This is a genomic window from Nesterenkonia flava (assembly GCF_031432335.1).
Taxonomy (GTDB): domain Bacteria; phylum Actinomycetota; class Actinomycetes; order Actinomycetales; family Micrococcaceae; genus Nesterenkonia; species Nesterenkonia flava.
In genome coordinates this window covers 113,183-119,599 of record NZ_JAVKGT010000005.1, presented here as the reverse complement: position 1 = coordinate 119,599, position 6,417 = coordinate 113,183, and the positions used below count along the sequence as shown (strand labels likewise).

9 protein-coding genes are annotated in these 6,417 nt (G+C 61.0%); 5 read left to right on the top strand and 4 right to left on the bottom strand.

The features are described 5' to 3' along the window. Nucleotides 1–6: 6 nt before the first annotated feature. Both RH857_RS03210 and RH857_RS03205 read right to left on the bottom strand, forming a co-directional pair. Entirely contained in the window at nt 7–819 is an 813-nt protein-coding gene (locus tag RH857_RS03210) for a DEAD/DEAH box helicase family protein (protein ID WP_374761113.1), read from the bottom strand. Between the two features lie 37 nt (nt 820–856). Continuing rightward, nucleotides 857–2,833, bottom strand: a complete 1,977-nt coding sequence (locus RH857_RS03205; protein ID WP_310536530.1) for a site-specific DNA-methyltransferase — start codon at nt 2,831–2,833, stop codon at nt 857–859. Between the two features lie 315 nt (nt 2,834–3,148). Between RH857_RS03205 and RH857_RS03200 the strand changes: the two genes are divergently transcribed. Genes RH857_RS03200 through RH857_RS03185 form a run of 4 tightly spaced genes read left to right on the top strand, consistent with a single transcriptional unit; the run spans nt 3,149 to nt 5,097 of the window. Further along, nucleotides 3,149–3,628 carry a DUF2975 domain-containing protein gene (locus tag RH857_RS03200; protein ID WP_310536529.1) on the top strand — a complete coding sequence of 160 codons (480 nt, stop codon included), beginning with the start codon at nt 3,149–3,151 and terminating at the stop codon, nt 3,626–3,628. Beyond that, entirely contained in the window at nt 3,628–3,846 is a 219-nt protein-coding gene (locus RH857_RS03195; RefSeq protein ID WP_310536528.1) for a helix-turn-helix domain-containing protein, read from the top strand. Before RH857_RS03200 ends, RH857_RS03195 begins: the two co-directional genes overlap by 1 nt. Before the next feature lie 54 nt (nt 3,847–3,900). After that, complete coding sequence (locus tag RH857_RS03190; protein WP_310536527.1) at nt 3,901–4,440, top strand: TspO/MBR family protein; 540 nt, start codon at nt 3,901–3,903, stop codon at nt 4,438–4,440. Nucleotides 4,441–4,458: 18 nt separating this feature from the next. Continuing rightward, nucleotides 4,459–5,097, top strand: a complete 639-nt coding sequence (locus RH857_RS03185) for an NUDIX domain-containing protein (protein ID WP_310536526.1) — start codon at nt 4,459–4,461, stop codon at nt 5,095–5,097. A gap of 10 nt (nt 5,098–5,107) precedes the next feature. Here RH857_RS03185 and RH857_RS03180 read toward each other — a convergent pair whose 3' ends face one another. Next, nucleotides 5,108–5,668, bottom strand: coding sequence for a MarR family winged helix-turn-helix transcriptional regulator (locus RH857_RS03180; protein ID WP_310536525.1), 561 nt, complete (start codon nt 5,666–5,668; stop codon nt 5,108–5,110). A 132-nt stretch (nt 5,669–5,800) separates the two neighbouring features. Between RH857_RS03180 and RH857_RS03175 the strand changes: the two genes are divergently transcribed. Continuing rightward, the gene (locus RH857_RS03175) at nt 5,801–5,941 is read left to right on the top strand and encodes a hypothetical protein (protein WP_310536524.1); all 141 of its coding nucleotides are present in this window, start codon (nt 5,801–5,803) and stop codon (nt 5,939–5,941) included. On the opposite strand, the gene panD is transcribed toward RH857_RS03175, so the two are convergent. Further along, complete coding sequence (gene panD / locus RH857_RS03170) at nt 5,934–6,356, bottom strand: aspartate 1-decarboxylase (RefSeq protein WP_310536523.1); 423 nt, start codon at nt 6,354–6,356, stop codon at nt 5,934–5,936. The two genes, RH857_RS03175 and panD, sit on opposite strands and share 8 nt — an antisense overlap. Nucleotides 6,357–6,417 lie beyond the last annotated feature (61 nt).

Genomic DNA, 6,417 nt, shown 5'->3' with positions numbered 1-6,417 from the left:
ACCTATTCAGCAGGACTCACCGAACCTCGTCGGAACAACGTGTCTGAACATCACAACTAGCCCCGCATCTGCTGCCTGCTTTGGCCCCAGGCGGTGAATGAGATTGAACGGTTCTTTATGGGTAGCGCTGTACCGCAGAGCCACCAGTGGATTCAGCGTGGCTATTGCCTGACGCCGCAGATCCGTAGCCATGTTCTGCGGTTCGTCGATAATCACCACAGGACGAGCTTCGGCAATCTCCTCGGCACCCGTCTCGCCAACACCCCACAGCTTCGGCTGCTCTGCGCTCGCGTAGAGCGTATTGGTCTCCGGCTTGTCCAGGGCCTGTACTCCAGCCACCAAGAACTGCACCGTGCTAGAGGGCTGAGAGAAGTCGCTGAGCCCCGAGTTTTCACCGAGTACACCCCAGTTGAACTCCACCGACGGGTACTTGGCACGGAAGTGTTCTTCGGTCTGCTCGAAGGTCTTCACCACACCTGCACGGATGGCCACTGAGTGGACGAGAATCACGAACTTCCGCAATCCGTAGAGCTCTGCCAGTCGCAGAGCCGTGGAGATATATACATAGGTCTTGCCGGTGCCGGTCTCCATTTCAACCGAGAAGTTCGGAAACTCCCGATTATTTGCGAGTAGATCAGTCTCTTTCATCAGCTCGAGGCCACCTTGCTCGGTGACGTTTTCACGTCGCGTCACCGCCGCCAGATTCTCCTCAAGCACCTTGCGGTCCAGCGTGAAGTCACTGTGTCCGTCGGCCCCAGGAGCCTGTCCGATCAGTACATCCTGGGGGCGGCGAATCGCGCCCTCGCGGAAGAGGTCCACGACAGCAGAAACCGCTGCGGACTGGTGCGGCTGATCATCAAAGCGAAACTTCACGCGGTACCCTCTCCAGCAAGATCAGCTTCGACTGCAGGCGCGGTGCCAGCGTCAGCGTGACCGAGTCTTCGACCTTGTCGCCCCGCAGGATCAACGTGTCGTCATCCGACAGCTCGAGTACATCAGCAGTCTCCAGCGTGAATGCATCCAGCGAGACCAACAGGCGACCAGAGTCCTCCTCTGCATCAAGGGCACGGAATTCGTAGGTAGTCACGCCGTCAATCTCGTGCGGGATGACCTCACTATCGAGCCGCGTACCACTGGCTTTCAGCGCCACTTCCCAGGCCACTGCTTCGGGTTCTGCACCCTGGACGACCGGAGGGCCAGAAGCAGCCGACAGAATCTTGTCGAAGTAGCCCTGACTCGTGGTTTCAGGTGTCGAAACGACGGGTTTTTCCACCACGAGGTTCGTCGGCCGAGTACGGAAGATCCGGAACCCCAACTGCCCTCCGTCGTCGTCATTGGCGAGCTGCGTCGCTGCACGACGCAGGCGCTCGGCAGTCAGCTCGAAGATCGTCTTGTATCCCGCCTTGATAGCGTTCTTGCCGGAAGCCTCGGACTCATCCGGTTCTTCCGGAAGCTGGACCAAAATCCAGTTGCGAGTCTTACCGTCTTTCGGATTCTGCTCCCAAACTGCCTGTCCCGTTGAACCGGAGCCAGCGAAGAAGTCGAGAATCAAATCGCCGTCATCGGTAATTGCCTGGAAGAGTCGAGCAAGCACGTCGGTACTTTTCGGGTCGTCAAACACCCGACCACCCATGAGCCGTTCTAAGGCTCCAGAGGCCGCACTTCGATCTCGGTAGAATACGGAGGGTGGCACCCAACGCTCATTTTCATGCAGGTAGCGCTTCACCTGGATGCGACCATTTGTGGATGAGGGAAATTCCAGCTTTCCTTCGGAGTCAAGCCGCTCCATAGTCGGGCGCTCATACCGCCACCCGGTCTCCGGGGGTTTATAACCCTTGTACTCGTAGACTAAGTTCTGGCGGTAATTTGGGCTGGCGATGTTGTCGATACGGTAAATCCCCCTCGCATCAACATTCCTGTAAAGCGCATGCCCCTTGGGTGGATGTCCGTCAGGGAGAGACCGATACCATTCGCGCAGTTCCTTTGATATGGCCTCGTAGTCCTCGCCATGTTCCTGGCGCAGCTGCTCGACGAACTCGTAAACAGGCTCCAGGCCGACCTTCCGCTCCGACCACCGCACATCCTGTCCTTTTAGGTAAGAAAGGTCACGAGCATAAGCCAGAATGTAATCGTGTCCCTGCGATGTAAAGCGTGAGTCATTCTTCCTCCCGCCCTGCCAGGTCATCATGTCGATGAAATTCTCCGCACCATATACTGCGTCGAGCAGGAGTCTCAGGTGGTGGACCTCGTTGTCGTCGATCGAGACCAGGATGACGCCATCGCGCTTTAGTAGCTGGCGGGACAGTGCCAATCGCGGGAACATCATGGTCAGCCACGGAGCGTGCTTGCGGCCTTTGGTCTCCCGCTTGCTGGACATGGCCTGCCCGTGTTCGTCTACCTGGCCGGTCTGGGTCAGGTACTCAGCCTCCGGCACAGCGAAGTCATCGTTGTAGGTGAACGTATCACCGGTGTTGTAGGGCGGGTCGATATAGATCAGCTTTACCTGGCGCGAGTAGCCGTTCTTCAGCAGCTTCAGAACCTGGAGATTGTCACCCTCGATCAGAACATCGCGGGCCGCCGCCCAGTTCAGAGATGATTCTTCGTCCGGCACCAGCGTCGCGGTGGTGGCGGCTCTAGCATCCTGACGTGCCTGCTCCAGCCCCGGCCAAGTGAACTGAAAGCTCTCCTGCGCATCGTCTGCTAACCCCAGAGCACCGAGAAGTGCCTCACGGTCGAGCTCCCCATCCAGGAACGCGCTCGGCACCAGGTCCCGAAGCTGGGCGAGCAGCTCCTCATGTGCGTCTGAAGTTTCTCCTGGTACTGATGCAGCCATGCGCTGTTCCCCTCGATGCGCCGCTGATCCGGCGCGTGTTACGTGTTGCTATGTCTTGGATTCCACACTACCGGCGAGCACGGACACGGACATGTGCACCGCACCGAACCGGCTTGGAGTTGCATCTTGGCCGGACAGAAGCGGGGCCGTGAAGTTCGCATGGGCCTAAAGTGCTATGGAGGATTCATAACCCGATGCGGAACCGCGGGCCGTTACGGCGCTCCTCTCGCCAATACCCTCACTGCACTCGCAGCACTTATGGCAAGCCATCACAGACCGATTGACTTTCGATAGATTCCTGTCGATACTCATCATATGACTTCACATCGATGGGCAGTGACCACCCTCCGGTTCCTCCTCGTCCTGCTCTTCGCAATCCTTGTGTTCTTTCAGCTCTACTATTTCCCCAAAGAGTTTGCGCACCGGACCGGGCTCGGCCTGATCTCTCCCGGCCTGCAGTGGCCAGCCACCATCACCACCATGTTCTGGGTGCTCTGCGTCCAAGCCGTCGTCGTCTGCATCTGGAAACTGCTCACCCTGGTCGCCCGCGACCGTATCTTCTCCGAAGCCTCCATGATCTGGGTCAACATCATCATGGGCGCCCTCGCGGCCGGCTGGATCACCCTCCTGGGCGTCTTTCTCTACATCGGCTTCCGCGCCACCGACCCCGCGCTGCCGCTGATCCTCGCGCTCTTCCTGGCCATCCTCACCGTGGTCAGTCTGCTCATGCTGGTCATGCGTGCCCTGCTCCGCCAGGCCACCACCCTGCGCAGCGACATGGAAGCAGTCATCTGATGGCCATCATCGTCCGGCTCGATGTCATGCTCGCCAAACGCAAAATGACCGTTGGAGACTTCGCCGAACAGGTCGGGATCACACCCGCCAACGTCGCGGTATTGAAAAACGGCCGCGCCAAAGCCGTCCGCTTCGCCACCCTAGATGCCATGTGCCGGGTCCTGGACTGCCAGCCCGGTGACATCCTTGAGTGGGCTGAAGACACCCTTGACGCATAACACCCCTAGTCAGAGCCTTGGCGGGCACTTAGGGTGAGGGCAAGGAGGTACTCCATGACGCACGCAACCACCACCCCGGCATCCCGCAGCCCCCGCCGCGACTCCCCACTTGCTCAGGTCATCGCCCTGATCGTGATGGTCGGCATCCCCCTGCTGGTCAGCTTCCTGGGCAGTCGCGCCACCGACCCTCATTCCGACGGTTGGTACGAACAGGCCGAGAAGGCTCCCTGGAATCCGCCGGACTGGGTCTTCGGCCCGGTATGGATCGTGCTCTACATCGTCATGGGGATCGCCGCCTGGCTGATCTGGCGGCGCCGCCACCAGCACCCGGCAACCCTGGCCCTCACGCTCTACTTCCTCCAGCTTGCAGTCAACGGCCTGTGGACGCCCATATTCTTCGCCGGATACCCCACATGGGGTACCGCCGCACTGTGGGCGGCGATGGGCATCATCACCACACTCACTCTCCTGCTGATCTTCACCATCCGTGCCTTCTGGCCCATCAGCCGGCTGGCCGCGCTGCTTCTTGTGCCCTATCTGGGTTGGGTGCTCTACGCGGCAAGCCTCAACGCCTACATCGCCGCCGCGAACTGACGCCGGTACTGTAAGCCCATGAGCATCCAGGACTCGCCTGAGCCCCGCACTGTCACCCACTCCGAGATCAGGACCACCAATCCCGTCTTCCACGTGGTCGAAGAGGAGTTTGAGTTCGGCGACTCCACCCTCACCCGCATGTACGCCAAGCATCTGAGCGCAGTGGCCGTCGTCGCGGTGGATACAGAGGACCGCGTGCTGCTCATCAACCAGTACCGCCACCCGGTGCGCAGCATGCTCTGGGAGATCCCCGCGGGGCTCCTCGACGACGACGGCGAAACCATGCTCACCGCGGCCCAGCGCGAACTGCACGAGGAAGCGGACCTCACCGCGTCTCGCTGGCGCACGCTGGTCGACTTCTACCCCACTCCCGGGATGAGCGATGAGGGCATTCGCGTCCACCTCGCCGAGGGGCTGACCCCCGTGCCGGAGGACCAGCGCCACGTGCGCGAGGCCGAAGAGTCAGAGATCGCCTTTGCGTGGGTGCCGCTGGAGGAGGCCGTGGAGGCCGTCCTTGCCGGGCGCGTCCACAACGGATGCGCTGTGACGGGAATCCTGGCGCTTCACGCAGCGCGGCGCAGCTCCTCCGCACCTCGGGATGCTCACGCCCCGTGGCCAAGCCATCCTCGGGGCTTCGCGGCGGACAGCGCGGACTAAACAGCGGGGACTACTCCGCCTGGCGGACGCTGCTGATCAACCCGCGGAGGAACTTTGCCGCACCGGCCCGTTCGGCGTCATTGAGCGACTCGGCCGCTTCGAGCATGCTGGCGTGCATGCGTGTCAGTGTCTGTCGAATCTCGCGGTCCGTATCTGCAAGGATCTCGATGCCTACCGCCCGCCTGTCCTCAGGGTGGGGCACTCGGCGAATGTAGCCATCGCGAGACAGGCGATCCACCAGGGCGGTGACAGAGGGAGCGGAGAGGTGCAGGGCCGCACCCAGGTCGCGCTGACGCACCACATGACCTGCGGCGCGTTCACGGATGAGGAATCGCAGCGCCACCAGATCCGTCTCACCCATTCGCATGGAGTCACGCGTGCGCTGACGCATCTCCCGCTCGGCGTCCCGATACTCCCGCAACAGATTGAGCAGATCCACCGACGAGGGCGAGCTGCCCTCTTCTGCATACCAGTAACCGCTGCTGTCCCCACCAGGACGCCCGCGGTCTGAGAAGAAGTCAACCCCGTCAGGGCTCGCCTGCTCCTCGGATTCAGCTGGTGGTTCTTGCATCAGGGGACCTCAAGATTGACGGACACTCTTGCACAGTCATCCTAACAGTTATATGGTCTAACTATTCGCCTCTCGAACTACTGAGTGGCATTCAGCTCCACTCCCCCGCTCAGAACGAGAGAAAGCACCGCCGTGCCGACACCTCTGCTGTATACGCTCAACTACTTCGTTCTGCCGGTCGTGGTGGCACTGGTCATCGTTCTGCTTGCGGCACGGATTCTCTCGCGGCCCAAAGGTCCGGATGGTCAGGACGGGATCCCTCCGCTCAGCTGAGTACGGCGGTGCGCGGATCAATCTGGTCGTCGGATCCCGGCACTGGTTCCGCCGGATCGCTGCCCAGGGCGACGATCCGATTGTCGCCGTCGACGTGGACCACCTGAGCCTCATGCTCAGAGATCTCTGCCTCCGTGCCCATCACGTAGCTGATGATGATCACCAGGTCGCCGGGCTTGACCAGATGGGCAGCGGCACCGTTGATGCCGATGGCACCCGAACCACGGGCCCCAGCGATCGTGTAGGTCTCCAGGCGGGCACCGTTGGTGATGTCAACGACCTGCACCTTCTCACCCTCCAGGATTCCGGCGGCGTCAAGAAGGTCGGCATCGATCGTGATGGAGCCGACGTAGTGCAGATCTGCGTGGGTGACCGTGGCGCGGTGGATCTTGCCACCGAGGACTGTTCTCAACATAGCGCCACCATTGTCTCACTCAATTCCTGCTCATCCTCACGCGCTAGCGTCCAGGGCTGAC